The organism is Synechococcus sp. OH20 (assembly GCF_047502685.1).
Classification (GTDB): Bacteria; Cyanobacteriota; Cyanobacteriia; order Thermostichales; family Thermostichaceae; genus Thermostichus.
In genome coordinates this window covers 16490-42224 of record NZ_JANSIQ010000031.1, presented here as the reverse complement: position 1 = coordinate 42224, position 25735 = coordinate 16490, and the positions used below count along the sequence as shown (strand labels likewise).

27 protein-coding genes and 1 other RNA gene are annotated in these 25735 nt (G+C 60.1%); 14 read left to right on the top strand and 14 right to left on the bottom strand.

Annotation, left to right across the window (positions count from 1 at the left end; translation table 11 throughout):
- The first annotated feature begins 227 nt into the window (after window positions 1-227).
- The 7 genes from NW826_RS07385 to NW826_RS07355 all read left to right on the top strand — a co-directional run bounded on the left by NW826_RS07385 (window position 228) and on the right by NW826_RS07355 (window position 8028).
- Window positions 228-1496: a bifunctional sterol desaturase/short chain dehydrogenase gene (locus NW826_RS07385; RefSeq protein ID WP_414509792.1), complete on the top strand. Its 1269-nt coding sequence runs from the start codon at window positions 228-230 to the stop codon at window positions 1494-1496.
- A gap of 185 nt (window positions 1497-1681) precedes the next feature.
- Window positions 1682-2464 (top strand): DUF4397 domain-containing protein, encoded by a 783-nt coding sequence (locus NW826_RS07380; protein ID WP_414333210.1) that lies wholly within the window; start codon window positions 1682-1684, stop codon window positions 2462-2464.
- A 45-nt stretch (window positions 2465-2509) separates the two neighbouring features.
- Window positions 2510-3310: an FAD-dependent thymidylate synthase gene (gene thyX / locus NW826_RS07375; protein ID WP_414347198.1), complete on the top strand. Its 801-nt coding sequence runs from the start codon at window positions 2510-2512 to the stop codon at window positions 3308-3310.
- A gap of 158 nt (window positions 3311-3468) precedes the next feature.
- Complete coding sequence (locus NW826_RS07370) at window positions 3469-4218, top strand: class I SAM-dependent methyltransferase (RefSeq protein ID WP_414509791.1); 750 nt, start codon at window positions 3469-3471, stop codon at window positions 4216-4218.
- Between the two features lie 134 nt (window positions 4219-4352).
- Entirely contained in the window at window positions 4353-5789 is a 1437-nt protein-coding gene (locus NW826_RS07365; RefSeq protein ID WP_414509790.1) for a sugar transferase, read from the top strand.
- A gap of 9 nt (window positions 5790-5798) precedes the next feature.
- Window positions 5799-6596 carry a phosphoribosylaminoimidazolesuccinocarboxamide synthase gene (gene purC, locus NW826_RS07360; RefSeq protein WP_414509789.1) on the top strand — a complete coding sequence of 266 codons (798 nt, stop codon included), beginning with the start codon at window positions 5799-5801 and terminating at the stop codon, window positions 6594-6596.
- Between the two features lie 7 nt (window positions 6597-6603).
- Window positions 6604-8028 carry a DUF2157 domain-containing protein gene (locus NW826_RS07355; protein WP_414509788.1) on the top strand — a complete coding sequence of 475 codons (1425 nt, stop codon included), beginning with the start codon at window positions 6604-6606 and terminating at the stop codon, window positions 8026-8028.
- 12 nt (window positions 8029-8040) lie between these two features.
- On the opposite strand, the gene hemC is transcribed toward NW826_RS07355, so the two are convergent.
- A complete protein-coding gene (gene hemC / locus NW826_RS07350) occupies window positions 8041-9027 on the bottom strand; it encodes a hydroxymethylbilane synthase (protein WP_414333202.1) in 987 nt (328 codons plus the stop codon).
- A gap of 270 nt (window positions 9028-9297) precedes the next feature.
- Between hemC and NW826_RS07345 the strand changes: the two genes are divergently transcribed.
- The 4 genes from NW826_RS07345 (at window position 9298) to serS (ending at window position 13843) form a co-directional block, all read left to right on the top strand.
- Window positions 9298-9759 (top strand): YlqD family protein, encoded by a 462-nt coding sequence (locus tag NW826_RS07345; protein WP_414509787.1) that lies wholly within the window; start codon window positions 9298-9300, stop codon window positions 9757-9759.
- A gap of 186 nt (window positions 9760-9945) precedes the next feature.
- Window positions 9946-11403 (top strand): glycosyltransferase, encoded by a 1458-nt coding sequence (locus NW826_RS07340; protein ID WP_414509786.1) that lies wholly within the window; start codon window positions 9946-9948, stop codon window positions 11401-11403.
- A 90-nt stretch (window positions 11404-11493) separates the two neighbouring features.
- On the top strand, window positions 11494-12486 hold the full coding sequence (ilvC, locus tag NW826_RS07335) for a ketol-acid reductoisomerase (protein WP_414333196.1): 993 nt from the start codon (window positions 11494-11496) through the stop codon (window positions 12484-12486).
- 34 nt (window positions 12487-12520) lie between these two features.
- The gene (gene serS / locus NW826_RS07330) at window positions 12521-13843 is read left to right on the top strand and encodes a serine--tRNA ligase (RefSeq protein WP_414337797.1); all 1323 of its coding nucleotides are present in this window, start codon (window positions 12521-12523) and stop codon (window positions 13841-13843) included.
- A gap of 19 nt (window positions 13844-13862) precedes the next feature.
- Here the strand turns inward: serS and NW826_RS07325 are convergent, their stop codons facing one another.
- The 12 genes from NW826_RS07325 to NW826_RS07270 form a co-directional block, all read right to left on the bottom strand.
- Entirely contained in the window at window positions 13863-14276 is a 414-nt protein-coding gene (locus NW826_RS07325) for a hypothetical protein (RefSeq protein WP_414347178.1), read from the bottom strand.
- A gap of 80 nt (window positions 14277-14356) precedes the next feature.
- An RNA gene (gene ffs / locus NW826_RS07320) (signal recognition particle sRNA small type) lies at window positions 14357-14454 on the bottom strand.
- Window positions 14455-14526: 72 nt separating this feature from the next.
- Window positions 14527-15243 (bottom strand): carbon dioxide-concentrating mechanism protein CcmK, encoded by a 717-nt coding sequence (locus tag NW826_RS07315; protein ID WP_414333192.1) that lies wholly within the window; start codon window positions 15241-15243, stop codon window positions 14527-14529.
- A 32-nt stretch (window positions 15244-15275) separates the two neighbouring features.
- On the bottom strand, window positions 15276-15917 hold the full coding sequence (locus NW826_RS07310) for a hypothetical protein (RefSeq protein ID WP_414333190.1): 642 nt from the start codon (window positions 15915-15917) through the stop codon (window positions 15276-15278).
- A 63-nt stretch (window positions 15918-15980) separates the two neighbouring features.
- On the bottom strand, window positions 15981-17963 hold the full coding sequence (locus NW826_RS07305; protein ID WP_414509785.1) for a ribulose bisphosphate carboxylase small subunit: 1983 nt from the start codon (window positions 17961-17963) through the stop codon (window positions 15981-15983).
- Between the two features lie 63 nt (window positions 17964-18026).
- Window positions 18027-18326, bottom strand: a complete 300-nt coding sequence (locus NW826_RS07300; RefSeq protein WP_414333186.1) for a EutN/CcmL family microcompartment protein — start codon at window positions 18324-18326, stop codon at window positions 18027-18029.
- Window positions 18326-18667 (bottom strand): carbon dioxide-concentrating mechanism protein CcmK, encoded by a 342-nt coding sequence (locus tag NW826_RS07295; RefSeq protein WP_011433395.1) that lies wholly within the window; start codon window positions 18665-18667, stop codon window positions 18326-18328. Before NW826_RS07295 ends, NW826_RS07300 begins: the two co-directional genes overlap by 1 nt.
- A gap of 74 nt (window positions 18668-18741) precedes the next feature.
- Entirely contained in the window at window positions 18742-19050 is a 309-nt protein-coding gene (locus NW826_RS07290) for a carbon dioxide-concentrating mechanism protein CcmK (RefSeq protein ID WP_011430450.1), read from the bottom strand.
- Between the two features lie 528 nt (window positions 19051-19578).
- Entirely contained in the window at window positions 19579-20304 is a 726-nt protein-coding gene (locus NW826_RS07285) for an energy-coupling factor ABC transporter ATP-binding protein (protein WP_414333183.1), read from the bottom strand.
- A 7-nt stretch (window positions 20305-20311) separates the two neighbouring features.
- Window positions 20312-21157 carry a cell division protein FtsQ/DivIB gene (locus NW826_RS07280; protein WP_414333181.1) on the bottom strand — a complete coding sequence of 282 codons (846 nt, stop codon included), beginning with the start codon at window positions 21155-21157 and terminating at the stop codon, window positions 20312-20314.
- Between the two features lie 49 nt (window positions 21158-21206).
- A complete protein-coding gene (gene ndhO / locus NW826_RS07275; protein ID WP_414333180.1) occupies window positions 21207-21425 on the bottom strand; it encodes an NAD(P)H-quinone oxidoreductase subunit O in 219 nt (72 codons plus the stop codon).
- Window positions 21426-21519: 94 nt separating this feature from the next.
- Complete coding sequence (locus NW826_RS07270; protein ID WP_414333179.1) at window positions 21520-21924, bottom strand: hypothetical protein; 405 nt, start codon at window positions 21922-21924, stop codon at window positions 21520-21522.
- Window positions 21925-23513: 1589 nt separating this feature from the next.
- On the opposite strand from NW826_RS07270, the gene petE reads away from it, so the two are divergent.
- The gene (gene petE / locus NW826_RS07265; RefSeq protein WP_414333219.1) at window positions 23514-23906 is read left to right on the top strand and encodes a plastocyanin; all 393 of its coding nucleotides are present in this window, start codon (window positions 23514-23516) and stop codon (window positions 23904-23906) included.
- Between the two features lie 199 nt (window positions 23907-24105).
- Window positions 24106-24336, top strand: coding sequence for a hypothetical protein (locus tag NW826_RS07260; protein WP_414333177.1), 231 nt, complete (start codon window positions 24106-24108; stop codon window positions 24334-24336).
- A gap of 39 nt (window positions 24337-24375) precedes the next feature.
- On the opposite strand, the gene NW826_RS07255 is transcribed toward NW826_RS07260, so the two are convergent.
- Window positions 24376-24588, bottom strand: coding sequence for a DUF2997 domain-containing protein (locus NW826_RS07255; protein WP_414333176.1), 213 nt, complete (start codon window positions 24586-24588; stop codon window positions 24376-24378).
- Between the two features lie 90 nt (window positions 24589-24678).
- On the opposite strand from NW826_RS07255, the gene NW826_RS07250 reads away from it, so the two are divergent.
- Complete coding sequence (locus tag NW826_RS07250) at window positions 24679-25725, top strand: potassium channel family protein (protein WP_414509784.1); 1047 nt, start codon at window positions 24679-24681, stop codon at window positions 25723-25725.
- Window positions 25726-25735 lie beyond the last annotated feature (10 nt).

Below are 25735 nucleotides of genomic sequence, written 5' to 3'. Positions count from 1 at the left end.
GGCCGGGGGTGGTCGCGTGAGCGGCGCGGAGCGCTTGGGCCTCAGGGAGAGGGGCCAGGGGTGAGGGAAGGGATCCCAAAGGCTGCCGTTGGCCGTCTTGCTCGCGGTCTAGGATGGTCTTTATCAACGATCTTTGCGATGATTTTTGAGGGTCGCCAACTGTGTGAGGTTGATGCCAAGAGGCGACGGCGAGCCCAGGATGGTTCGGCTACTGTCGGCAAAGCCCTATGGATGTTAGCAGCGTAACTCAGTGGCTAGCGGTGGGAGCCATTGCCTTGGCTTCCGTCCTTTGGGCGGAGATCGTGCGAGATGTGCGCCATTGGCTGGCCCACCTCTGGCCCTGGCTGATGCCCAAGCACACCCTGCACCACCGCCTGTTCCGCCCCGATCTCAGCGTGGTAGACCCCAAGTTATACCGAGAATCCCAGTGGCACCACGATGTTCCCGAAGCGGCGACGATGGTTCTAGCCGGGATCCCCTGGGTGGTGCTGTTGGGCCAGGGATCCCTCTTCTACGGCCTGGCAGCAGTAGTGGGAGTGCTCTATTCGGCCAGTTTCTGGGTGGCCGGCATGTTGCGGGGCTATGGGCTGGCTCTGCAGACGGATATCACCCACCAGCCGGGGCCTTTCCCCGCTCCCCCCAGCCAGTGGCATGTGAACCGCGCCTACCACTGGCGGCACCACTTCGACGATACCAACGCCTACTTTTGCGGCACCTTGACCTTGGTGGATCGGATTATGGGCACCAGTCTCTCCCTGAAAGGCAAGCGTGTGGCCATCACCGGCGCCTCCGGCACCCTGGGCCGGGCCCTCTTGCAGCACTGTCACCGCTACGGCGCCAAAGTCATCGCCCTCAGCTCCCATGCGGATTCGGTTGCCATCGAAGTGGACGGCCAGCCCCAGCCGGTGGAGACCGTTCGCTGGCAGGTGGGGCAGGAGGGATCCCTGGCCGAACTCCTGGAGCGGGTCGATATCTTGGTGATCAACCACGGCCTCAACGTGCATGGGGAGCGGGATCCCGAGTCTGTCCGCCAGTCCTACGCCGTCAACACTTTCTCGGCTTGGCGGCTGATGGAGCTGTTCTTCCAGACAGTTCGCAACAACCCAGAGATGGCCACCAAAGAGGTTTGGGTGAACACCTCAGAAGCCGAGGTCAGCCCCGCCTTCAGCCCTCTCTACGAGCTCTCCAAGCGGGCCCTAGGAGATTTGGTTACCCTGCGCCGCCTGGACGCTCCCTGCGTGGTGCGCAAACTCATCCTCGGTCCCTTCAAGAGCCAGCTCAATCCCATTGGAGTTATGTCGGGAGATTGGGTGGCCGCCCAGATCCTGGCCCAGGCCAAACGCGATTGCCGCAACATCATCGTTACCATCAACCCCCTCACCTACCTGCTTTTCCCGCTGAAAGAGTTGGCCGTCAGCACCTATTTCCGCTTGTTCAGCCGCCGCTCTTCTCGCCCAGTTCTTCTCGATCCTGCCGCCGGGATCCCTTTGATTTAGGGGGGCCGGCAAATCCTGCCCGGCTCTATGGCATCAGGCGCAAAACTGGGGTAAGACAAGAGCAGGTTCTTTGGCGTCAGTGGAGGGGATCCCTTGCGCCGAACCGAACTTTTGGGGAGCGAGAGGGCCCTTCTGCTCGATCCCTACTGAGCGTTGGGTGTGAGGAGTGGGAGTGAGCATAAACTATGGTGCGACAGTGGGTGAGCGCAGTCCTCTGCGTGGTGGGTGGGGCTTTAATGCCGGGGCTTTTGTCCGGCTGTGCCATCCCGATGCCTTCGGCATCTGCGGGAGTTTCTGAGGTCCAGGTGCGCTTGGTGCATGTGGCCCCCAATGCCCCTCGGATCGACTTGGAAGTGGGAGGGGTAAGGGCTGCTCGGAGCATAGCCTACGGCGCGGTGAGCGAGTACGTGCGCATGCCGGCGGGCGAGTACGACATTGTTTTGTTTTCAACACCTGAGAACCCCGGCCAGCCCGCAAGTTCTCAGGACTCCGTTCCGCTAGCGCGAACGGTTGCGGCCAGAACTGTGGCTAACCTCAGGGGCGGGGGAGTGTTCTCGGTGGTGGCTGCCAACGAGCCAAATCGCATGACAGCCCTGGTATTGGAAGACAACATCCATCCGCCGTTTGATCAAGCCCTGGTGCGGTTTGTCCACGCCGCCCCTGATGCGCCGGCCCTGCAATGGCAAGGGGAGCAAGGGCGGGTGCTGCTGCCCCAGTTGGCCTTCGGACAAGTATCCACCTTTCAAGCCATGCGCCCCGGCTTTACCCAAATTCAGGTGGCCATAGCTCCTTCAGCCCCCGCGCCAGGTGTGCAGTCGGCTCCCAGCCGGAGCATTCCCTTGCAACGGTTTGACCTCCAGTTAGAGGCGGGGAAAGTCTATACCCTTTACGTGGCGGGGCTGATGCGCAGCAATCCGGGCTTGAACATGGTGCTGGCAGAGGAGACGCGGGCCCGCCGCCTTCTCTAGGTGTCTTCCCTCTATACTTTGGGGAAAGGGTACGGCTTTCTGACAGTGGATGCCTTATTTCAAGTGGTGGTGCTTAGCCAAACTCCAGATCCCGAACGGGTGATCTGGCAGGCGATGCACCAAGATTACAGCCCCGATTTTGTTACCCCAGAGGGCCGGATCCCGGAAAAGTATGGAGAGGCCGTGGTGCGGCATCTGCTGGAGGGCAATCGTGGCCACTATGGGCCTCTTGAGCACCCTCAGATCACGTTTGGGGTGGGCTATTTTCCCCATGCTGTCATGCAACAGGCCCGTACTCATCGAGTGGGAGTTTCTTTCGACGTTCAATCTTTTCGATATACAGGCCGGCAAATTGCCGATTTGGGCAAAAGACTCTTGTCTGCGCCTCGGAGCACCAACGAAACCGCTGCTCTTGCCGACAAAACCGGCGCGGAGCCCTCGTTATCTTTGCAAGAGTTGGAAACTCTGTTTTACGTTCCTGCCAGCGTCAAAGAAGGCAAGGCCAAAACCCGCCAAGGCTTCAAGCCCATCTCTCCCGAGGCCCTGAACATCATTCTTGAGCAGTATCGCAGTCAGGCCATTGCCTATTATCGCCTGGTCGAAGAGTGCGGATTGCCTTATGAAGATGCTCGTAACATCATCGGCTACGGGATCCGCCAACATTTTGTAGTCTCTTTTAATTGCCGCAGCTTGATGCATTTTCTGGATTTACGAGCTAAAGAAGATGCCCAGCGAGAAATTCAGTATCTGTGTGAACTGATTTGGCCCCACTTTGAGGCCTGGTGCCCTCATGTTGCCGCCTGGTACCGCAAAAATCGCTGGGGCAAGGCCAGGCTTTCTCCTTGAAACCTAAATCGCGTAAGCGGGACGGAGTTCTCTAACACCGGAAAAGTATAGGATAAGATCATCTTTCGACCCTCACCCCCAACCCCTCTCCCCTAGTGGGAGAGGGGAGCAAGGGATCAACTAACAAGCTGTTTCCCAATACTTGGAACGACTATTGTATGGATCCCAGAGCTTATGAACAAATGGCGGGCTTAGAAGATCGACATTGGTGGTTTGTGGGCCGTCGCCGCATTCTCAGGCAGGTTATTGCCGGGATCCCTCTTCCGCCCGCGGCTTGTATCTTGGAAGCCGGCTGTGGCAGTGGCGGCAACCTAGAAATGTTGTCTCAATTTGGCCAAGTCTGGGCCATGGAAAGAAGCGAAATAGCGTTGCCTTTGGCCCGGGCCCGCAGGATCGGAATTGTGACCGAAGGTGAATTGCCGCATCGGATCCCTTTTGGCTCCCAGCAATTTGACCTTATTGCCCTACTGGACGTTTTAGAACATTTGGAGGAAGACAAAGCAGCTCTGGAAGCTCTCATCCAGAGGTTAAAGCCATCCGGCTACCTGGTGATCACGGTACCGGCCTACCCCTGGCTGTGGAGCGCCCATGACGAGCTCAATCACCACAAGAGACGCTACACAGCAGCACAACTTCTCTCCTTACTCAAGAGTGCCGGCCTGCAAATTCATACCTTTACCTTTTTCAACAGCTTTCTCTTTCCATTAGCAGCAGGGATCCGCCTAGCCCAAAAGAGCTTTCGTCTCAAGGAGAAGCAGGATCTAAACATGCCCTCGCCTTGGATCAATTGGCTTTTAACCGAGATTTTTGCTGCAGAAGCCTATTTAATTTCTAAGTTCTCCCTACCCTTTGGCCTGTCTTTATTGGCGGTAGCTAGTCCTATGAAAACTCCTTCTCTAGGAAACTGAATCTCTTAATCTTCTCCTCAGCTTCTTGCTGTTATGACTGGTTTTTCAATTACCGTTGACTTGCCGAACAGCCTCAAATGGATAACCTTTTCTGTAGGATTGTTTCCAGTCTTAACTGCTGGAGGAGATAGCTCTTGGCCAATCGCGCTGGCGGGACGGGTTTCTTTCGCGGCTACACCCTGAGCTTGGATCCGCATCGCCTGTGGGTGCCCTTGGCTTGTTTGGGGGATGGGCTCTGTATTTGGCTGGCCTTCGGGGCGGCTTATTGGCTGCGCAGCTTGCGCCCCCACCAGCTTTTGCCCTGGGATGTTTATGCTGGCCTGGGGTTGTTGACTGCCCTTAGCTATTGGGGCGTTCAGGCTGGCTTGGGAGGATACGGCGAATCGAAGCGCTTATCTCGCTTTGAGGAATGGGCCAGTTTGCTGCTGGGGCTGGGGGTGACCTTTGGCTTGGTGTTGGCGGGGGCCTTTTTCGTGCGCTCCGTCTCGCTGTCGCGCTTGGTGGTGGGCTATGCCAGCCTGCTGGCCCTGCTCGGCTTGACGGGGATGCGGGCGCTGCTGCGGCTGGGCATGGGTTGGCTGTATGCCCACGGCCAGGGGCGGCGACGGGTCATCTGGGTGGGATCCGGCCTGCTCTTGGCTGATGTGCTGGAGCGGCTGGAGCGCTGCCCAGCCTTGGGGTTTGAGATTAAGGCTTGGGCCGTGGCCGGGGATCCCTCGGCGCCGGAACCAGAGCCTTTGCAGAAGCTGGAGCGGCTGGAGCCCAGCCACCTGGTGGCCTATGTGCAGGCTCACCCCGAGATCGAAGAGGTGTGGTTTGGGCAGCCGGAGCTGGCCAACGCACCTCTGTTGCTCAGCTTGCAGGCCCTGTCGGTGCAGGTACGGCTGGTGCCGGACATTCTCAGCTTCTTAACCGTTAACCTGCAGTTGCACTCTCTGGACGGGATCCCGCTGCTGACGCTGCGCCAGCCTCCTCTGCGCTACGCCCACAACCGTTTCCTCAAGCGAGCGGTAGACATCCTGGGGGCCTCCCTGGGCCTGGTGTTGCTCAGCCCCTTATTTTTGGTCATCGCCCTGCTGGTGGCCTGCAGCAGCCCCGGCCCCATCTTGTATTGGCAGGAGCGGGTGAGCTTGGATGGGCGCCGCTTTTGGATTGCCAAGTTCCGCACCATGCGGGTGGATGCCGAGGCAGCCGGCCAGCCGGGCTGGACGCGCCCCGGGGATCCGCGCCGAACCAAGATAGGAGCCTTTTTGCGCCGCACCAACCTGGACGAGCTGCCCCAGCTTTGGAACGTCTTGAAGGGGGAAATGAGCCTGGTGGGCCCCCGCCCGGAGCGGCCCTACTTCGTGGAGCAATTTAGCCAGGAGATCCCCAAGTATCCGGATCGGCATTTGGTGAAAAGTGGCCTCACCGGCTGGGCTCAGATCCACGGCCTGCGGGGAGACACCAGCATTGCTCGCCGCACCCAGTATGATCTCTACTATGTGCAAAACTGGTCTCTGTGGCTGGATCTGCGCATCCTCGCCATTACCCTTTGGCAAGGGATCCGCGGACGGCTGACCGGCTATTAGGGGTTGCCTATGTCCTCCTCGCCCACGTCCCCAGAGCTCCTCTACGAGGGCAAGGCCAAGCGGGTCTACCGCACCGCCGATCCCCAGGTTTACCTCTGCCAATACAAAGACGACGCCACGGCCTTCAACGCCCAAAAGCGGGGATCCATCGCCGGCAAAGGGGAGGTCAACTGCACCGTCTCCAGCCGGGTGTTTGCCTACCTGGCGCAGCAGGGCATCCGCAACCACTTTTTGGCCCAGACCGGCCCTCGAGAGATGCAGGTGCGCGCCCTGCGGATCCTGCCCTTGGAAGTGGTGGTGCGCAACCGCACGGCCGGCAGCCTCTGCCGGCGCCTAGGCCTGGAGCAGGGCCTGCCCATCGAGCCGCCGCTGGTGGAGTTTTACTACAAAAACGACGCCTTGGGGGATCCCTTGGTAACCCTCGACCACATCCGCCTGTTGCACCTGGCCACGCCAGAGCAAGTGGAGAAGCTGGGATCCCTGGCCTTGGCGGTCAACACTCACCTTCGCAACTTCTGGCGGCGCTGCCGGCTGGAGCTGGTGGACTTTAAGCTGGAGTTTGGCCTGGACGAGCAAGGGGAGATCTGGCTGGCGGACGAGATCAGCCCTGACACCTGCCGCCTGTGGGATCTAGAAGGGACTGAGCCGCGGGTGCTGGATAAAGACCTCTTTCGCTTTGATCTCGGCGATCCGGCAGCCGGCTACCAAGAGGTGCTGCAGCGAGTGCTCCAGGCTACCGATCCCAATCTCCCCTCTCCCTCTGGGAGAGGGGCCGGGGGTGAGGGCTGGGAGAGGGGCAGGGGGTGAGGGTGCCATGACTTCCCCCCGTCCCTCTGGCCCCGACGACCGCTTCCGCCGCCAACTGGCCGACCTGTTGGACACCTGGGTGGAGCAGGGGCTGATTCAGCCGGCGCAGCGGGATCGCCTGTGGGAGTACTACCAACTCGATAGCTTGCCGCGAACAGCTGCTAGCCGCTTTACCCTGGTGCTGCTGCTGTTGGGCGCCGCGCTGGTGGGCTTGGGGGTGATCTCCTTCGTGGCCGCCAACTGGGATGCCATTCCCCGCTCGGTCAGAGCCCTGGGATCCCTGGCCCTCATGGTGGGACTGCAGGTGGCCGGCTTGCGGCTTTGGCAGCAGGGATCCCCGCGCTTGGGCAGCGCTTTGTTGGTGGCGGGCGAGCTGTCTTTGGGGGCCGCCATTAGCCTGATGGCCCAGTGGGTTCAAATCGGGGGATCCCCGGCGGGCTTGTTCTTGGGCTGGGGGCTGGGCAGCTTGGCCGTGGCCTACAGCTTGTTCCACACCCCCAGTGGCGTCTTGGCCTGTCTCTTATTCGCCCTGGCCGGGATGACTGACCTGTGGCAGGGGGGGATCGGCTCGATTCTGGATCCCCTCTACCCCTGGCTGGCCCTGGGCCTATTGCTGCCCCTTGCCTATGGGTGCCGCTCCCGCTGGATCTTTGCCCTGGCTTTGGTGGACTTCGGCCTGGCGCTACAAAGGTTGGCAGAGCGCTGCGACAGCTCTGGAGAAGGCTTGACCCTCTGGCTGCTGCTGGGTCTTGCCGTTGTCTGGGGGCTGGGCTTTTGGCACCAACGCCATGGTTACCGGCTAAGCCGGATTTTGACCGGAGAAAATGGCCAGGATGGCGAGCAGGAGCAAGGCTTGGATCTGATCCCGACGGCGGAGGGCCTGGCTTTGCTGGGGCTGGGTTTCTTGCTCTACGTCTGGAGCTTCCGGGACTTCTGGGACTGGGATCCCGACCCCTTACCTCTGTTCCAAGCTATGGATCCCTGGGCAAGCTTGTCGGCGGCAGGGTTGCTGCTACTGGCCGGCTGGAGCTGGTGGCAGGGGTGGCAGGCCAAGAGATCCCAGCCCATTTCCGCCTGGCTCAAGGATGCCGTCGTTTTCCTCTCCCTGATTACCCTGGCCCTTTTGCTGGTGACTAGGAACTTGACCTCAAGAGTGGCCCTGGCCTTCTTGGCCCCCTGGATCCTGACCCTGCTGCTGGTGGGATTGTCGGCGATCCTCTGCTGGGAAGGGTTGCAGCAGGGGCTGCGGGGGCGCTTCTGGCAGGGGCTATTGGGGCTAACCCTGGTGGTGCTGACCCGCTTTTTCGAGTACGAGACCGGCCTCTTGGCCAAGTCGGCGGTGTTGGTGGCCTGCGGGATCGGCGTGATCTGGGTGGGGCTGAAGGTTGAGCAGCGGCTAAACCGATCCCTACCGCCGGCTCCGCGACCCTGAAAACCAGGCAGTCTAGCGGCGAGCCTGGGCAAAAATGGCCTGCAGGATTTCGTCGGCCCCCTGTTGCTTCAGCTTTTCCGCCAGGGAGATTCCCACCGCTTCCGGAGCGGCAGTGGATCCCGTTTGGGTATCGCGGATCAGCCGTCGCCCCTCTAGGTCGGCCACCATGCCGGTTAGGTGCAGCTCTTCCCCCTGCACTTGGCTGTGGACGCCGATGGGCACCTGACAGCCCCCCTCCAGCGCCCGCAAGAAAGCTCGCTCGGCCAAACAGCGGGCTGTGGCCTCCCCATCGGCCAAGGGTTGAATGAGCTCCAGGATCCGCTCGTCCCCCTGCCGGCACTCGATGCCGAGGGATCCCTGGCCAACGGCGTACAAGGACACGCTGGGATCTAGCACCTCGTGGATCCGCTGGGCTTGGCCCAGGCGCTTTAGCCCGGCCACCGCCAAGATCAGGCCGTCGTACTCCCCCCGATCCAGCTTGGCCAAGCGAGTGTTGAGGTTGCCCCGCACGTCCTTAAACTGCAGGTGGGGAAAGGCGTGGCGCAGTTGGGCCAGTCGCCGCAAAGAGGAAGTGCCGATCACCGTCCCTGCTGGTAGGGTGGCCAGGTGGTAGCCGCGCAGCTCCTCCCGCACCACCAAAGCGTCCAGAGGATCCTCCCGCCGGGTGATGGCCCCCAACACCAAGCCTTCTGGCAAGCGGGTGGGCAAATCCTTGAGGCTGTGCACCGCCAGGTCGCTGCTGCCGTTGAGCAGGCTAACCTCCAACTCCTTGGTAAATAGGCCCTTATCGCCGATTTTGGCCAGCGCCACATCCAGGATGATGTCTCCCTGGGTGGAAAGGGTGTGCAGCTCTAGGGGCAACCCCGGATGGTGGGCCTGCAACTGCTCCATGACCCAGTGGGTCTGGGCCAAGGCCAGCTCGCTTTTGCGGGAGGCGATCCGCACCGGCCGGGCAGCCCCAGCCGAGGGTTGCCAGGGAGTTGAGGCCAGTTCGCTCATGGCTGCTGCAAAATCCGAGAACACCGTCTTTCACGCTAGCCGAATCTGCGCCGCCGCAGGGCAGCGGCCTTCAAGATCCTTAACCAAAACCGCCATTTCCCCCCAGCCCAGACTTTACTGCCGGGATCCCAGCCAGTAGGATAAATAGATGGATTCTCCGGCTCGGCGGGGGAAAATTCGTTCTGTTGAGCTCCTCTTCCCCAAACCCAGAGCTTTTAGGGGAGATTTCTACAATCCCAGTTTGGTTGGTCGTCTGCCTGGATAGGTTCTATGGAAGAAAACAACGTCAGCAACGGCACTCAGCTACTGCTTAAGCGCAACATCCCCATCAAGGTGGTGGTCACCCCCCTTTGGAAAAAGGAAATGCAGGAGCAATTGCAGCGGCAGATCGAAGCCACCGATGCTCAGATGCAACAACTGGAGTTTCAGGGCAAGCGGGCCATTGCCGAACTGGAAAAACAGAGCTCTAACCCCAACAGCCCCCAAGTCCTCCAACAGGTGGAAGCGGTGAAAAGCCGCGTGAATGAGCAGAAGATCCGGCTCTTGGATCAGAAAAATCAACTGTTGCAACAGATCAACCAACTGACCACCCTGGAGCTCAACCAAGAAGTGCTGCAGGGCAACGTGGAGAGCTTCTTCCGCGTCCAAAAAGGAGACAACCTGATCCAGAAAATGCAGGTCGAGATCCTCCTGGAAGATGGGGTGATCAAGGAGATTCGCGGCAACCCCTAGGCTCCTCGCCTCTTGCCGGAGAACCGGAGCTAGGGATCCCCAACTTTTCTCGCCTGCAGAAACTCAAGAACTCTGTTTCGCCGGCACAATAGGTGACAATAAGTAACAGCCTCTTAACAGCCTTCGGAATAAAGTCCCGATAGGTTGGCGGGGGTGGTTAACATTGGCGCCCGTGGGAGGATTCCTGTGTCTGAGTTCGTCTGGTCAGAGCCGGAGCCCCTTGAGGATCTGCATCTTCCCGACTGGCTGCTGACCTCGGCCCAACGCCGCCGCCTCAAGGCTCTGCTGGTTCTGGCCATGGTGTGGGGAGTGGTCAGCCTAATGCATGTGCTGCCGACGGCTCGCTGGATCACCATGGGGTTGGCCACGTTCATGGTGATCCACATTAGTCGGTTATTTCGTCTGCAGCCGGCAGCCTCCCCACCCCCCCTGCGACTTCCTTCTGGCGACGTGACCTGCCGGGATCCTGGATCAACGGATAAGGGCTCCGTCTCACCGAGGCAGCCGGATGCGGAGTTGAGTGGGCTGGCCCTGCCCCGCGTGGCCGTTTTGATCCCGGCCAAAAACGAAAGCGCAGTGCTCCCGCGGCTGTTGCACAGCTTGACCCAGCTCCGCTACCCCACCAGCCATCTGGAGCTGTGGGCCATTGACGATGCCAGCAGCGATGCCACCCCTGACGTTCTGCGGGAAGCCCAGAAGCAGATCCCGCACCTACGGGTCTACCGGCGGCAGCCGGGGCAAGGAGGAGGCAAATCTGGTGCCCTCAACGAGGTATTGCCCCTGACCCAAGGAGAGATCATCCTGGTCTGCGATGCCGATGCTGTGGTGCCCTCCGATTTTCTTGTCCGCACTCTGCCCTTGTTTGTTCAAGTGGGAAGGACTCCATCCCGCTTGCGCAGCCGTTTCAGCAGACGGGCAGTGGGCGCCGTTCAGGTGCGCAAGGCCCTGGGCAACCCCAACGTCAACTTCTGGACGCTGGGCCAGGTGGCGGAAATGGCCTCCGATGCCTACTTGCAGCAGCAGCGGGTGGCCGTAAGAGGTATTGGCGAGCTACGCGGCAACGGCCAATTGGTGCGGCGAGATGTCTTGGAAAAGTGCGGTGGTTGGAACGAGGCCACACTCACCGATGATCTGGATCTCACCTTTAAGCTGCACCTGGCGGGCGTAGATATTGCCTTCTTGACGGAGCCGGCCATTGTTGAAGAAGGAGTCACCTCCTGGAAAAGTCTCTGGCATCAGCGCTGCCGCTGGGCGGAAGGAGGCTATCAGCGCTATCTCGACTACTGGCCGGGGATCCTCGGTCGCCGCATGGGCATGGCCAAAACGGTGGATCTCTGGGCCTTTTTTATTTCTCAGTATCTGCTGCCGATGGCCTTGGTTCCCGATACCCTCTGGGTGCTGTTGACAGGCCACTCTTCTGTGCTGCTGCCTTTGAACGCCCTGGTGATGGGCTGCCTGACGGTGGCCTTTTACCGGGGGCTGCGTCACGTGGAAGGCTTGCGCGGACGGCAGCTTTGGTGGCACACTGCCCTTGGCTTGGTCTACATGCTCCACTGGCTGCCGGTGATGATCGCCACAACCGCTCGCATGTGTGTGCAGCCCAAGCGCCTGAGGTGGGTGAAAACCGTTCATCACGGAGTCTGATCTGGGCAACTGGAGTGTTCAGGGATCCCTTGGTTCCTGCTATCCTAGTCAAGCACCTGCTCACAAAACACCCAGTACCCCTGCTCGACCATGGCTCGCCTCTACTACGACCCCGACGCCAACCTGGAGCTTCTGGCCGACAAAACCGTTGCCATCATCGGCTATGGCAGCCAAGGCCATGCCCACGCCCTCAACCTGCGCGACAGTGGTGTCAACGTCCTCGTCGGCCTCTATCCCGGCAGCCCCTCTTGGCCCAAAGCGGAGCAGGACGGGTTGACGGTCAAGACCGTAGCAGATGCTGCGGCTGCCGCCGACTGGGTGATGATCCTGCTGCCCGATGAGGTGCAAAAGGCCGTTTTCCAGAGCGAGATCCGCCCGCATTTGCAGCCGGGGAACGTGCTCCTCTTTGCCCACGGCTTCAACATCCACTTTGGGCAGATCCAGCCGCCGGCAGATGTGGATGTCATCATGGTCGCCCCCAAAGGCCCTGGACACTTGGTGCGGCGCACCTACCAAGAAGGTCAAGGGGTGCCCTGCCTGTTTGCCGTCCATCAGGATGCCTCCGGGATGGCGCGGGAGCGGGCCATGGCCTACGCCAAAGGGATCGGCGGCACGCGGGCCGGTATTTTGGAGACCAGCTTTCGGGAAGAGACGGAAACGGATCTCTTTGGGGAGCAGGTGGTGCTCTGTGGCGGCCTCACGGCTCTGATCAAGGCGGGGTTTGAGACCCTGGTGGAAGCGGGCTACCAACCGGAACTGGCCTACTTCGAGTGCCTGCACGAAGTTAAGCTAATCGTGGATCTCATCGTCGAAGGTGGCCTGGAAAAGATGCGCCACAGCATCTCCAACACGGCAGAGTACGGCGACTACACCCGTGGCCCCCGCATCATCACGGAGCAAACCCGCGCCGAAATGAAACGGATCCTCGCCGAGATCCAAAGCGGTCAATTTGCCCGCGAGTTTGTCTTGGAAAACCAAGCCGGCAAGCCAGGGTTTACGGCGATGCGCCGCCGCGAGGCGGAACACCCCCTCGAGCAGGTGGGCAAGGAGCTGCGGGCCATGTTCAGCTGGCTGAAGAAATAGGTTGGGTATCTGGAGCCGAGGGTAGGCAATCTCTGTGCTGGATCTGAAGCTGCTGCGGGATCGCCCAGAACAGGTACGCCAAGCCCTGGACAAGCGCGGGGCGACGGTCGATCTGGACGGGATCCTACAGTTGGATCGGGAGCGGCGCCAGTTGGAGACTCGCCGCGGATCCTTGCAGGCAGAAAGCAACAGCCTCGGCAAGAAAGTCGGCGAGCTCATCCGTCAGGGAGCGGATCCCCAAGGTTCCGCAGTGGCGGCTCTGCGGCAGCAGGGGGCAGATCTCAAGGCCGAGATCGCCCAACTGGAGCAGCAAGAACGGGAGCTGGAGGAGGAGATGCGCGCCCGGCTGCTCACCCTCCCCAACCTGCCCCTGCCCAGCGTGCCGGTGGGCCGAGATGCGGCCGACAACGTGGAGGTGCGCCGCTGGGGAGATGAGCTGAAACCCGCCCATCCCGTCCTTCCCCACGACGAAATTGCCGAGAACCTGGGTCTCTTGGAGATTGGCCGCGCCGTCAAGGTGGCCCAGAGTCGCTTTGTAGCCATGGTGGGGGCGGGGGCGGCTCTGGAGCGGGCCTTGATCGCCATGATGCTGGAGCGCCACCTTGCCGCCGGCTACACCGAGGTGATCCCGCCCTTGTTGGTCAACAGCGCCGCTTTGCAGGGGACGGGGCAGTTGCCCAAGTTTGCCGAGGAGAGCTTTCGCTGCGCCGACGATGACTTGTGGCTGATCCCGACGGCGGAGGTACCCCTCACCAACCTGTACCGGGATGAGGTGATCCCTGCAGAAGCCCTCCCTCTCTACTTCTGTGCTTACACCCCTTGTTTTCGCCGCGAGGCCGGCAGCTATGGTCGCGACACCAAGGGCCTGATCCGGCTGCACCAGTTTCAAAAAGTGGAGTTGGTCAAGGTCACTCGCCCAGATCAATCGGAAGCCGAACACGAAAAGCTGGTGCAGGATGCCGAGGCCATCTTGCAGATGCTGGAACTGCCCTACCGGGTGGTGGAGCTGTGTACCGGCGATCTGGGATTTTCAGCGGCCCGATGTTTTGATCTGGAGGTGTGGTTCCCCTCCCAAAATCAGTACCGCGAGATCTCCAGTTGCTCCAACTGCTGGGACTTTCAGGCGCGCCGCGCCAACCTGCGCTACAAAGAGGCCGGGCAAAAAGGCACCTACTTCGTCCACACTCTGAACGGCTCCGGCTTGGCGGTGGGGCGCTCCCTAGCTGCCCTGTTGGAAAATCACCAACAGCCGGATGGCTCGATTCGCATTCCCCAGGCGCTGCGCCCCTTTCTCAGCTCTCGCTTTCTCTCGCAAGATGGGATCCTCCAGGCTGCTCCCTCCGGTTGGCCTCACTAGCAAAGTCGGGATGGCGAGCTCAGGAGTTTCTGGCTTCCTTCTTGATGCGGTCTAGTTCTGCCTGCAATTCGGCAATTTTCTGGCGCAGACGGGCTGCTTCCGAAAGTTCGATGGCAGTGCTTGCCGCCACCTCGGCATCGCTGATGTCATCGATGTTAATCCTGCGGGGGCCGGCAGTTTGCCTTTCCTCCCCCTTGCGATTGGCATTGGCAGCAATGGCATCCATGTAGGCCCGCGCCTCTTCAGCAGTCATCGCCCCCCGCTCCACCAGTTCGTCCACCAAAGCTTGTGCCTGCTTGCGCAGCTCCAGCAGACGGCTACCCGCCTTGCCGGCCACCTTTGCGGCGTTGTCTGCCGCCACAGCGGCCAAACCCATGCCGAAGTAGAAAGCCTTCTGTGCCCAATTGGCGAGGGGATTATCTGTCTCGGACATAGCGTGGTGGTCTGCCAGGACAAAAGGAAGAAAAGCTTGACCGAGAATGACCCAGCAGAAAGAAACATGGAGAAGCAAGGGGCGACCCGGGTTGACGCGCCTGCTCTGAGCATCCCGTGGTGCTGCTATCTTCCGATCCTGACACGGTTTGGGCGTCGGAGCTGCACGGACCCAGGTCTTTGATTAGCCTAGCACTTTTCCCCTCTGCCTTGCTCGGCTTTCTTGGGTGAGGATGGATCGGTCGGCGGGGCTAGGGAGTTTCAGGCGGCTCCAGGTAAACCGGGATCCGCTCCACAGCCGCATCGCTGCGCCGCACTTCCTGTTCCTGAACTTGAGGAAGGGTTACCGGCAGGGTAACGGGCTGGGCCACAAAACAACTGGCCACCGGCAGCGCCTGCTCCAACTCGTCGAGGGGGCGCGGGATCACGGCCACCGCGTTCAGCTCGCCGATACGTTCCGCCTCGTACATACCCGCATCGATGGCAATGGCCACGTTGGCCACCGTGCCTCGAATGATGGCCGTACAGAGGCCGTCTCCAATGGTCTCGTAGGCCGCCAACTGGACATCCGCCGTTTTCAGCATCGTGTCGGCAGCCCCCACCATGGCCGGGAAGCCGCGGGTTTCCAACAGGCCCACGGCCAAGTTGCTGAGGCGGCTGTAGCCGCGGTTTTGGGCCAGTTGAGACAGCTTGCTGCTAATCGGCAGCACCGCTTCTAAGTTGGGCAGGGGGCGCGGGATCACCAAACTGGAGATCTCCTCTTGCTCGAACTGGCGGGCCAGCTCAATTCCCTCCTCAATGGCAATGCGCACGTCGGCAATTCCCCCCCGCACAATCGCCGTACAGTAGCCTCCTGAGATCTTCTCGAAGCCGATCAGGGTCACGCCTGCCGATTTGGTCATGGCGTCGGCAATGCGCACAATGACCGGAAAGCTGCGCGTCTGAATCAGGCCCAGAGAGGTTGACATCGGCCTCCTAACCACTCATGCCAGTTTAGCCGTCAGAGCCGGCCATCCCCAGAGGAAAGCACCTGCCGATAGGGATAGATCTTGCCCAAGAGGCGATCCAATTCCGAATGGCCGGGGATCCCGTTGAGCTTGCGCGTCTTGGTCTTGGGGGAGCCGGATTTTTCTTGGGTTTGCTTTTCGACGTTGGCCACCGGAGAACTGGGAGGAACCGGCTCAGGCCGCGTTGCTGGAGCCATTTCCCCTGTTGCTGGCGAGGGCTCTGCCTGGGTGGGCTTGCCGTCCTGGAGAGCGAAACCATAGGTGGGATCCCCAAGCAGGGAGCCGGGAGGGATCACCGCTTGGCTGAGCACCGAACAATTGAGCAGCGTGGTTTCCGAGCCAATGCAGGCATTTTTGCCGATGGTGCCCTGCCCGATCACCAGCACCCCCATTCCCAAGGTTGCTCCCGCCTCCACGATGAGGGATCCCCCACAGGCGTGCAGAACAGATCCCATGCCGATACAGACGCCTCGCCCAATCTGGATCCGACAGCCGGGGTTGGCCCGCAGCAGCACCCCTGCCCCAATGCCTGCCCCCGCCTCCACCTGCACCTCACCACTGACAAGATAGCGAGTTTCGTCGTTCTGGCCGGGCAAGGCGCGGAGCGTCATGGAGTCGGGCAAAGTCGAGGCCAAGGTGCTCCTCATCGCTGGGGGGTTGGGCTTGAGCCAACAGAGGTCAAGAAAAATGGAGATCCCTCAAGGAGTTTGGATGATCTGCTCCAGCACCCGCCGTTTGGCCTTGGGATCGATCCCCAGCAGGCGAACGTATTCGCCGCGATGTTCCTCCAGGCAGGCTTCCAGAGCCGCCACCACCTGGGGCACCTGGGTGGCCTCGATGGGGCTGCAGCTTTGCCAAGAAGACGTGCGAAAACGGCGCTTGTCCGCATGTTCGGTGCCGATGCGGTAGCCTTGGCTGAGCAGTTGCTGCACCTGAGCCACCACTTCGCTGCTGAGGCGGGTGCCAGGGGTGGGAGAAAAAGAAGCACCGGGAGCAGCGGATCCTTGAGTTGCGGGGGCGGAAGCCGTCGCCGACCTGCCGCCAGGGGTTTGGATGATGCGCTCGTAGACCCGCCGTTTGGCCTTGGGATCGATCCCCAGCAGGCGCACATACTCTCCCCTATGTTCGGCCAGGGCAGCCGTCAGCTTGGCCAACACCTCCGGCCCGCGGGTGGCACGAATGGCCGGCCCGCTCTGCCAGGAAGAGGTTTTGAAGCGACGCTCGTCGGCATACTCGTAGCCGATGCGATAGCCCTGGGCCAGCAGCCGGTGCACCTCCTCCTGCACCTCCAGATCCAGGCCAGCACTGCCACCTGCCGCAGGAACTGTATCTGTCATCGCGCCCCCGCCTGCAGGACTGCCGCTCACCTGGCCTTGCGGGGTTTGAATCACCTTCTCCAGCACCCGCTGTTTGGCCTTGGGATCGATCCCCAGCAGGCGCACATACTCTCCCCTATGTTCGGCCAGGGCCGCCTGTACAGCGGCCAGGATCTCTTGGGCCGAGCCGCTCCAATTGCCCAAAGTCTGCCAGGAAGAGGTGCGGTAGCGGCGGACATCGGCCACCTCCAGGCCGACGCGATACCCCTGCGCCAAGAGCGTCCGGATCTCCTCCTCCAGCCCTGCGTCAGAGCGAAAGCCAGATGTAGCAGAACCTGGGGCAGCAGCTGCCGAGACGCGGCCGGGGATCCCAGAGACCAGCGCCGGCCCAGCAGGGGTTTGGATGATCTGCTCCAGCACCCGCCGTTTGGCCTTGGGATCGATCCCCAGCAGGCGCACATATTCGCCTTGGTGCTCCGCCAGGATGGCCCCCAGCGATTGCACCACCTCCGCCTCGTGGGTGCTGGCAATTGGGCTGCCGCTTTGCCAGGAGGAGGTGCGGAAGCGACGCTCATCGGCATATTCCAGGCCCACGCGATAGCCTTGGGCCAACAGGGCGCGAATTTGCTCCACCACCTCCGGCTTGAGAGCCGATCCGCCGCCGTTCCGGCCATTGGCGCGATGGGAGGAATGGGTCATGGGTGCTGTCTCCGTAGCCGTTGAGTTAGAAGCGCGCGACTGCAGTTCGTTGCGAATGGGGGCGATACAGACGAGGTTTTCGCTGCACTGGTAGCCCTCCCGCAGGGCTTGGTTGATGCCGATCACGTGCTGGGCAAACTTGGCGTCGCTATCTTGGACGTCCGGCAGCCGGTCGGCCTCGGCCTGCGTGGTGATGATGGATCCAGAAGGCACATACTTACCGGGGGGGATCTCCACATCCTGGATCAGACAATGCAACATGATGATGCAGCCATCCCCCACCCGAGCATTGAACACCGTGGAGCGGAAGCCGATAAAGCAATCGTTGCCCACGTAGGCAGGCCCGTGGATCAAAGCCATGTGGGCAATAGAGGTGTTTCTGCCGATCCAAACCGAGTAGGGCTGGCCGTCTTCTCCTATCACCCGCCCCTGTTCCAGACCGTGGATGACCACCCCATCCTGAATGTTGGATCTGGCGCCAATGTGGAAGGGGGATCCCTCGTCAGCACGAATGGAAGTTCCCGGAGCGATCAGCACCTCCGCTTCCACCCGCACATCCCCAATGAGGTTGGAAAAAGAATGCACGTAGGCGGTGGGATCGATCTGGGGCTCCGCCAGTCGGCGAGACCAAGGCGTTGGCGGTGCAGCATAGGTGTGAGCAGGCATAACCGTGAGCCTCTAGAACACAGTAGGGCGGACAAGGGCAACAAGAGAGCTAAGGGATCCCAGCTAGCGTTGATCGCGCTTGTTGTAGAGGGAGCGACCGCCAACGCTGACGGTATCGATGATCGCCATCACCACCGCATCCAGCGGGCGGGTCTGGTTTCCCTGCGGCTGGCGAGCAGCGCTGCCTTGGCTGATCAGCACCCACTCGTCGGTGCCCGCCCCCACCGGATCGGCAGCCACTGCATAGTCGGGCTGCGGCTGACCCTCGAGATCGACATACTGCACCAACAAAAACTTCACGCCCGTCAGGCTGGGATCCTTTTGGGTGCTGGTGACGGTGCCCCGCACAATGGCGATACGCATCAGGGACGGGTGAAGGGACGGATGGCATTCACCCCTTCGCGGAACTGGGCCACATCCTCGGTGTAGCGAATGGGCAACACGTACTCGAGGTTTTCGTGAGGACGGGCGATAATGTGCCAAGACAACAACTGGCCGCCGTTTACCCGCTTCACCGAGTCAATGCCGGCAGCCACCGAAGCTTGCACCTCAGAGACATCCCCCCGCACGATCACGGTGACCCGACCGCTGCTGATTTTTTCGTAGCCCACCAGGGTAACGCGGGCTGCTTTGACCATGGCGTCGGCAGCTTCCACCACTGCCGGGAAGCCCAGGGTTTCGATCATTCCAACTGCAATAGCCATAGGTACTCCTTACGCTGAAAATGGGGTGCGAACTCTAGGGATCGGGGGCAGCTTCTGAATCCTCTTCAGAGGAACTAGGTGCGGAACTGCTCCACCGCCTCGGTGTAGCGGATGGGCAGCACAAACTCCAGGTTCTCGTGGGGCCGGGCGATGATGTGGTGGGAGAGAATCTCACCGCCACTCACCCGCTTGGCAGACTCCAAACCGGCAGCCACCGAGGCCTGCACCTCCGAGACATCCCCCCGCACGATCACGGTGACCCGACCGCTGCCGATTTTTTCATAACCCACCAGGGTAACGCGGGCTGCTTTGACCATAGCGTCGGCAGCTTCCACCACTGCCGGGAACCCACGGGTTTCGATCATTCCAACTGCAATAGGCATATCAACTCTCCACTTTTGAACACTCAGTTCCTGAACGTTGCCGAACCCGGCAATAAGGCCAATCGATCTGCAAATTGATTTGGCTTATTGGGTTCGATCCTGCACTCTCCCTCGGACTCATCTGAGAGATCCTCTGCCCAAACCTCGATGGACAGCTTTTCCCAGAACACCTACCCCCGCCGACACAGACCTCCCCACAGGGAAGGCCCTGCCCAGCCGCCGACCTCAGACCCAATCAGACTGAAGCCAGAAAAGGTCGTAGGAGCCATCAGCGTTAACCGCAACTGTCACTCCGGCGGGCAAAGCTGCCAACTCTAAGCTAAGTCCCCATCTTTCTTGCACAAAATCGATCATACAAAATCGATGAGGACGGCCCAGAGAAGGGATCCCCCGACTTAACAAAATGATATCCCCATTTAATCCTGGACGAAAATCAATATTTTTAATTAGCGCGATAGCTTTTGATTAAGAGAGGCAAAATTGTTATCAATTCAAAAATAATTCTTGACATCTGTTCAATTTTTGCCGTTATCGGCGCAGCGAGGGGGGCACTTCCAAGCCATGGGCTTCCATGAGGTCGGCTTGGCTCATCAGGTGGGCCGGGGATCCCTGGGCCCAGATGCGGCCTTGATCTAGGAGAATCACCTGATCGCACACCGCCAGGATCAGCTCCAGATCGTGGGAAGCCAGCAGAAAAGTGTGGGCAGCCTGTTGCAAAAAGGTCATCAACCGTCGCCGAGCTCGCAAATCGAGGTTGGCCGTTGGCTCGTCGTAGAGCACCAACCGGGGTTGCATCGCCAGGATCCCGGCAATGGCGACCATGCGCTTTTCCCCACCGGAGAGATGATGGGGTGGGCGAGCGGCCAGGTGCAGGGTGCCGGTCATCTGCAGGGCGGCCTCAACTGCAGTCGCGATCTCCGCCTCAGAACGTCCCAGGTTGCGCGGCCCAAAGGCCACATCTTCGGCCACCGATGGGGCAAACAATTGGTCATTGGGATCTTGAAACACCAAGCCCACCTCGGGGCGAAACTGGCCGGGCTGCAGCGGCTGGCCAAACAAGCTCACCTGGCCAGAGCAGAGGGGCAACAGGCCACAGAGGGTGAGGAACAGAGTGGTTTTGCCGGCGCCATTGGGGCCGATCACCCCCAGATGCTGCCCAACCTCGACCCGCAGATCCAGCCCTTGCAGCACCGGCGGATGGCCGGGATAAGCTATCCACAATTGGTTGACCTCCACCGCCGGCACCGGGTTCATGGCAAGGCTAGGGCCTCTGCAGGTGTTTCCAGCGCTCCTGGGTGGCGGCAGGGGTGAGCTGCAGGGTGGGCACGCTGGGGCTGGTCAGGTCGATCTGGAGAATGTCGTCGGGTGTACACTCGCAGTAGCGGCGCAGATCCCGCATTTGGTTGAGGGTTTGAATTTGCAAAGGCAAGCGGTCGGAAATCGGCCCCAGGTAGACCTTGCCCAGCTCGGTATGGAGGGTAATCCCCTCTCCAGACTGCCAATCCACTGCCTGGATCTCAATTTCCGACTGCTGCAGGGCCTGGAGCAACCGCGCCCATTGCTCCGGGGCCTGGTTCTCCCACCCCAGCAACTCCAGCTCCGGCCAAGAAGAGTGAGATCCGCTGGGGCCAGGGGGCCGAAACGGATCGGGAGGCAGCCAGTTGCCCTGCCGATCCACCCAGCCCATCCGGTCGCCCCATCGCGCGCGTGCAACCGGTTGCCGTTCCCGCACTTGGACGATCACCCCCACCGGCAGCAGCCGCCGCCGCACCTGGACGCTTTCGATGGGAGAAGGCCGGGCCGGGGATCCCAGCAGGGCTCTCTCCAAAACAGCCGGCTGCACCTGCCAAATGTTGAGGGGATACCGCAGGGGCAATTGCGCCCGGATCCAGGTGGAATCGACCCAGTGGGCACCTTCGACCTGAATTTGTTCCGGACGACGAATTTGCCAGTAGGGCTGCCGCAGGCCCAGCACCAGCAGCGTCAAGACGGCCATCGAACTGGTCAAGCGCCAGGATCCCTGCCAGAATTGGCTGCGCCGCTGCCGACGCAAAAGTCGCCTGCGCTGCAAAAGTTGCTCACGGGTAGGAGCAGCCAAAAGTGCCATTGAACCCTCTTCACCCCATTACAGGGTGTGGAGCATTCCCTGCTTCTATTCAACCTGCAATCTCCTGAACCTGATCCGCCCGCAGCCAAATGGTAGGAGTGGGAACAGACCCAAACTTAATCTGCAGGTAGTCATCTTTGATATCCACCACTTCTCCGGCGGTCTCGAAAACGTAGTTGGGGATCAAAGAATCGCTTGCCTGGGCTTCTAGGCTGCCCTCCAGTTTCTCGCGGATGGCCCGCACCAGGGTGCCTCGCTTAATCGCCATTGCTCCTTCTCCAATTCAGTGTGGATTCGATAGCAGTTGTATCACGCCTGTCGCTGCCGCAAATTGGCTTTGACCGGGATCAATCTGAATTCGCCTATTTTCGTTTCAGGCTGCGGGCCATGTTGCGGAACAGATCCATGTCTGATCCGCCCTGGCGCCGCGGGCCGGCTTCGCTGCTGCTCGAAGTCGCGGATCCCTGCTCAGAAGCGGCTTCAGGAGTTTTGGCTGGCTCTGTAGACAGCTTAACTTTGCCAAGAGAGGAGACCTGCTCCACCACCTCCACCTTCTCCTTGCTGCCGAAATCCTGGAAGGTGTGCTTCACAATCCTGGGGGTGCGCATGTACTCGATGTTGCCAAGGGTTTTGGCCTCGTCTGGATCGAGAAAAAAGGTATTGTCGTTCTTCTCTTTCTTGGGGGTTGGCTTGGCAACAGTTTTCGTTGAGGGTGGGGAATCTGCTTGGCCACGAGAGCCAAACAAGCGCTTGAAGATGCCTACCATGGTTGTTTTGCCTGCAACGCGAAGGAAGTTGATCCGGATCCCTGGGCACTGAGTTGGCCGGGTAAGGCCAAGCCCAGTCTTGACTTCTCCCCTCCTTGAAAGAGAGAGGATTCCCAAAGGGCGCTAGGCAACAGGCTGAAGCCACATCGCTTTGCTTGCCCTTTGAGCTGTCACCCACGGATTAAGGTGGGTGGGAGCAGTCAAAAGCCCCCTACCAACAATGCTTGGATCTAGTCCAAGCATTGTTGCTAATTCGACCTTGCTAGGGGCTAAAGCCCCTTGGGTTGGCTGTATCCCCTCGCTGAAGCAGAGGGGTTTTAGCCTGTCTACTTCATTGATGTTAAGCTAACTTAGAGCGTTATGCTTGCCTGGGCAGACGGTTTTCTCGGCCAAGTGGCCACTCCGAGCAGTTTGAGTTTCCCCGCCAAGCCACCCTCAGCAAGCCAACAAAGCAGAGAAACAACTGGGTTGAGCAAAACTTATTCAGAGCTTATTCATGTGCTTGTGGAGTGTAGTGCACCTCAACCCTAAGGGGAGCGCCCAGGTTCAAGGCAGTGCCGATACAGCGAGCCAAGATTTGAATGTTAAGCCGCTGCTCGGTCGATTCTAGGCTTTTTATAAGGTGGCTCTTGGCTGAGCTAACTATGGGTGAACGCTGTACATTCATCTTAATAAGCTCGCGATTGGGTGAGGACTCAGTAACCGACTGCTTTCAGATGATCTTAAGAGGGCCAGCAAAGGATATCGAAGGGATATAACCAGCAGTATTCAACAACCTGCTCTTTAAGGCTATGACGGTCTGGCCTTCTTTTGCATCGGCAGCCCCACTGATTGCATCGAGCAAAGTAGCCTTGGGCTTTCAGGGATCCCACGGAGAAAGAATCTCTATCTCCAAGGGTTTTCGAGTAGGCGTGAGCGCAACCTGGAAAACTTGCTCTTTGCGGGGCCTAAAGATGGGATCTGGAGTTTCCCTTCCCCAGATCTTGGGGCACTTCCCAACCCGCCCAATCCCACCATTTGAGCCGCCGCCCGTGCCAGCCAGGGCCACGATGTCCCCGGCCCAACAACCGTTTGTTGAACCTGCACCCAACCCACGCCGGCGGGGAAAGCAACTGACCCAACGCGGCATCCACCTGTGGAAGGGTTGTGCTGTTCACGGGTTCGGTCTGCTGCCGCTCCCTGTCAAGGAGGTAACGTTGCTGCCCCCCGGTTGGGCATGCTCTACTTTGCGATGAGCCTAGTTATCAAAGAACCTGGGTCTAAAACCCCACCGTTCATAGCGGCTTTGTGCCAAACTAAAGTTGGAAACAAAAGCTAAGTTTCCAGCTTTCCAACCCAAAGTCGCGGTGAGGCAAAGCGCCGCGCGCCAGCAAAGCCGAACGCCCAACTCCAAGATAGATGTGGAGATCGTGTAGGGCTGGCTTGCCAGCGACGGTCGCTGAAGCTCCAAGAGTCCTCCGGCTGTCGCTTGCGGAAGCAAGCTAGAGTTGGGGTAGGTACGTCAAAACTTGGAAAGTGGCAACTAAACTGCAGAGTTTGGGATAACTGCTGTCACGTTTTGAGAGGAATCCATGTTTCTAGTTTTCAACCTGGTGAAGCGTTTGCAGCTCATCCTGCTCAGCCTTGTGGTTGGGGTGGTGGCTGTAGCGTTCTTGTCCAGCCCTGCGGCTGCCGAAACCTACACCGTCAAGATGGGATCCGACAAAGCCCAGTTGGTCTACGATCCGCCCTCTCTGACCATCAACCAAGGGGATACCGTTCGGTGGGTGAACAACAAGGTCTATCCCCACAACGTCGTCTTTGACAAGGTGCCCGGTGGGGATGCCGCTTTGGCGGCCAAGCTCTCCCACAAAGCCCTGCTCACCGCTCCCAACCAAGCAGTAGAATCGGCCTTTGTGGATGTCCCTCCGGGTGAGTACACCTACTACTGCACGCCCCACCGTGGGGCCGGAATGGTCGGCAAGATCATCGTAAACGGCTAGATCGGCACCCTAGCCCCCAGAAGCCTCAGGGATCCGCATTTTGATTTGGCCTTGCTGGCCAGGGATCCCTGCTTTTAGCATGTAAAGACAGCTCTCTCAGGAGTGGGAGGGCTTTTTGGCGAATGGACACGCATTCGACCGGCTTGCCTTGCTGCTGCGCAGCTACAGTCCACAAAAATAGTCCACAAACGAGTTCTGTATGACCACCAGCGTTAAAGGTTACCTGCTCTTGGCCGTTTCCTGCCTCAGCGCCATTGCTGCTGTTGGCTCGATTTTCGAGCTGGCTTCTGGCGAGCCGGATTTTGGCGTCGGCCCCACCAGTATCATCTTGGTTGTTGCTGCTCCGTTGGCGGTTTGGCTGTTTCAGTCGGCAGTTGGGGCGGCGCGCTCCAGCGGCGCTGCTGGCAGGGGGGGCAAGAAGCGAAAGTAGGCAGGTAGATAGGGGAAAACTGGGGGCAAGGAGACGGAGTCAGCAGGTTTGCGGTAAAGAGACTTGCGATTCTATCTCGGCTTCTGCTGGCTGATGAAACTCCGGCAACAGCTTTCGTTCTTGCACAGTTCCAAGGGCTGCTTCTAGCTCTGCCGTGGCTAGAGTACAACTGGAGCCAGATCCGTTCAGTACGGTCTCGGTAACCTGTCCGTTTTTGTCGATCCGATATTCCACCTTGATGTACTCAGGCATCGGCACTCCACTCGCTACCGAGTCAGCAACTGACTTTCTTCCCATTTTAGTTTCTGCTTCCTCTTCCTTGGCCAGATCTGGCTAGGCTCTATGGCTTCCTCTCGTATCTTTCGGGCTGCCAAAGGGGATCCCGGCATCCGTCGCGATCTGGGATTGGGGGTAGGGGCGCTGCTGGGCGTTGTCCTGATCGGCACCCTCTGGTACCACGGGGTGGAGCAGTGGCCTTGGGTGGAAGCTTTTTACATGACCGTTATCACCTTGACCTCGGTGGGCTTCATGGAGGTGAGGCCGCTGGGGGAGCGGGGGCGTTTGTTCACGGTGGCCTTGATCCTGATGGGGGTTCTGAGCATTGGGTTCATGGTGAATCGCTTTACGGAGGCCCTCATCCAAGGGCATTTTCAGGAAGGGATCCGGCAGCGGAAGTGGAAGAAACAGATGGAAGCGCTGAACAACCACTACATCGTTTGCGGTTTTGGACGCATTGGGCGGCAGGTGGCGCAAGAGTTTCAGGCAGAGGGAGTGCCGTTTTTGGTGATCGATCAATCTGCCGAGGCAATTCAGGTGGCGCAAGAGCTGGGATATATCGCTCTCCAGGGGGACAGCACCCTGGATGCCACCTTGCTGGCAGCGCGGGTGCAGCAGGCCGAGGGGTTGATCGCCGCCCTCTCCAGCGATGCCGAAAACCTCTATGTGGTGCTGTCGGCCCGCACCTTGAACCCTCGCATCCGCACCATTGCCCGCGCCAACACGGAAGAGGCTTTGCAAAAGCTGCAGCGAGCCGGGGTTGCCCACGCCATTTCTCCCTATATCACAGGCGGCAAGCGGATGGCGGCGGCTGCCTTGCGCCCCCGCGTGGTGGACTTTGTCGATGGGATCGTGTCGGGTCGGGATCGCACTTTTTACCTGGAGGAGTACGAACTGGCGGCCCAAGAATGCCCCTATGTCGGCCAAACCTTGGGGAAAGCCAATTTGCGAGCCCGATCCGGCGCTTTGGTGGTGGCGATTCGGCGGGCAGATGGCCAGCTAATCGGTGGCCCCAGTGGAGACACCCTGCTGCAGCCGGGGGATCTATTGCTGTGTATGGGCACGGCCGAGCAGTTGCGCCGCCTGGGCCAGTTGCTCTATCCCCGTCTCTAGAGGGTTTCTC